This window comes from Streptococcus alactolyticus, assembly GCF_012277075.1.
Lineage (GTDB): Bacteria > Bacillota > Bacilli > Lactobacillales > Streptococcaceae > Streptococcus > Streptococcus alactolyticus.
Genome location: NZ_JAAXMT010000019.1, coordinates 1 through 2,444, shown reverse-complemented (window position 1 = coordinate 2,444; position 2,444 = coordinate 1). Strand labels below are relative to the sequence as shown.

2 protein-coding genes are annotated in these 2,444 nt (G+C 39.3%); one reads left to right on the top strand and one right to left on the bottom strand.

Annotated elements, in window-relative coordinates:
* Positions 1-144: 144 nt before the first annotated feature.
* Positions 145-1,506: an aspartate kinase gene (locus HFK82_RS08455; RefSeq protein WP_168261453.1), complete on the bottom strand. Its 1,362-nt coding sequence runs from the start codon at positions 1,504-1,506 to the stop codon at positions 145-147.
* 98 nt (positions 1,507-1,604) lie between these two features.
* Between HFK82_RS08455 and HFK82_RS08450 the strand changes: the two genes are divergently transcribed.
* A complete protein-coding gene (locus HFK82_RS08450) occupies positions 1,605-2,258 on the top strand; it encodes an HAD family hydrolase (protein WP_168261452.1) in 654 nt (217 codons plus the stop codon).
* Positions 2,259-2,444: the final 186 nt, after the last annotated feature.

Below are 2,444 nucleotides of genomic sequence, written 5' to 3'. Positions count from 1 at the left end.
GGGCAGAAGGTGTGTCAAAATTGGATCGTGTGATGCGTGGGGAACGCTTTAAAGGCAAAAGTGCTTTTCTTAGAAGCATTGAACCTTTCTTTCTGGACTTTAAGGAATAGAAAAAGTCAGCATTACACTAATGCTGACTTTTGATTAATCTTCTTCTGGTTGGAAAAAGGCTTTGTATAGAGCACGTACGGCTTGTTTTTCGTGTTCGGTTTGCGTTACAAACATGACTGAAACTTCGCTAGAACCTTGTGAAATCATTTCGAGGTTGATGTGTTTTTCAGACAGTGCTTTAGTTGCTGTTGCAGTCACCCCGATATGGTTTTTCATATCTTCACCAACAATCATGATAATTGAAAGGCCATGTTCGATATCCACTTCATCGACCCCTAATTCGCGTGTGAGGTAGGTGGTGATTTCTTGCTCTTTAATAGGCGTTAGTTCACGTTCGCGGACAATGATTGACATATCGTCAATTCCTGTTGGCATATGTTCCCAGCGAATGTTCAATTCTTCTAGAATTTGCAGTACTTTGCGACCAAACCCGACCTCGCGGTTCATGAGGTATTTAGACATGTTGATACTTGCAAAGTTATCATCGGCTGCGATACCAATAACAGGAGCATTGTTACTTGTATTTTTAAGGGTAATGCGTGTACCAGGATGATTTGGGTTGTTAGTATTTTTAATGACTAATGGAATTTTACCACGGTAAGCAGGAATGAGTGCTTCGTCATGGAGAACGGAAAATCCCGCGTAGGCAAGCTCACGCATTTCTCTGTAAGTGAGTTCTTTGATGGTGTGTGGTTTGTGGACAACTCCTGGGTGTGCGGCAAAAATACCATCGACATCCGTGAAGTTTTCATAAAGGTCTGCTTTTACCCCAGCGGCAACAATTGAGCCTGAAATATCTGAACCGCCACGAGAGAATGTGCAGACATTGCCATCAACAGTCACTCCGAAAAATCCAGGAATGACAATAACTTCATCCAGTTCTTGTAAGGCTTCAAGTTTATCATAACTTGACGGTAAAATACGCGCATTGCTAGGTTCGCTTGATACGATAATACCTGCTTCTTTAGGGTGCATGTAGCGAGATGAAAGCCCATTTTTTCTAAAGTATTCTGCAACAAGTTTGGCATTGTTATCCTCGCCGGCTGCTAAAAAGGTATCGTATAAAAAAGCGTTGTCTTCGATCGGTAACGTAGCCAACTGTTTGATTGCTGTGCTAATCTTAGTCATGATAGCAGGTGATAAGCCGAGTTCATTGGCAATGGCTTGGTAACGATCGATAATCCATTTTTGTGACGCAGTGACATCATTTCCAGCAACGTAATTTTTATAGTATTTAATCAGTGCGTCGGTTACTTTTGTGTCTTCTGAGTGGCGCTTACCTGGTGCTGAAACGATGACAAAACGTCGTTCAGGATCAGATGTAACAATATCCAATACTTTTTTGAGTTGTTCAGCGGAGGCAAGTGAACTACCTCCAAATTTGATGACTTTCATAATGACTCCCAAATGTAAATTTGTATGTTATTATAACAAAATTCTGACAACTTGTCAGTACTTTTTACAATAAAGGGCTAGTGTAGTATAATAGGAGAATGGAAACTATTAAAGCGATTATTTTTGATATGGATGGTGTTTTATTTGACACTGAAACCTTTTACTACAACAGACGAAAAACTTTTCTAAAGGAAAAAGGGATTAGCATCGACCATTTGCCTCCTCGTTTTTTTATTGGGGGTAATACCAAGCACATTTGGCAGGCTATTTTAGGTGATGATTATGAGAATTGGGATGTGGCGCAGTTACAAGCTGAATATGCTCAGTATAAGGCACAGCACCCACTTCCTTATAAGGATTTGATTTTTCCTGATACGGTTCGTGTGGTTCAAGCTTTAAAAGAGATGGGTTATGCTTTAGGCTTGGCCTCTAGCACTTCAAAACCTGATATTTTAAGGGCTTTAGACGAAGCAGGTATTCGCGATTACTTTTCTGTTGTCTTATCAGGGGAGGAATTTTCACGAGGAAAACCGTATCCTGACATCTATGAGGCAGCTATTAAGAAATTAGATGTTTCTTGTGATGAGGCAATTGTAGTGGAAGATAGTGAGAAAGGCATTCAGGCGGCGACGTCAGCCCATTTACCTGTTTGGGCGATTGAGGACCGTATGTTTGGCATGGACCAAAGCAAAGCCAGTCGTTTGTTGACGGATTTAGGGCAATTATTGCAGGATGTGACGCAGTTAACATAGTGATAAAAGAGGTTTCACCTCTTTTTTTAGTCTATTTAATTTGAATACTAAATTATTAAAATATCAAATTATTTTTCATAAATTTCCTTTTTTCTCTTGATAAAATAATCATAGTTATGATAGAATAGCAATCAGTAAAATAATTAAATTATCAAAGTATTTTTTGATAGAGGTTTTTGTATGTCA

Bases quoted from the DNA above. Each gene is read 5' to 3' on its own strand.
- HFK82_RS08455 (WP_168261453.1), bottom strand. From the start codon at position 1,506: ATGAAAGTCATCAAATTTGGAGGTAGTTCACTTGCCTCCGCTGAACAA.
- HFK82_RS08450 (WP_168261452.1), top strand. From the start codon at position 1,605: ATGGAAACTATTAAAGCGATTATTTTTGATATGGATGGTGTTTTATTT.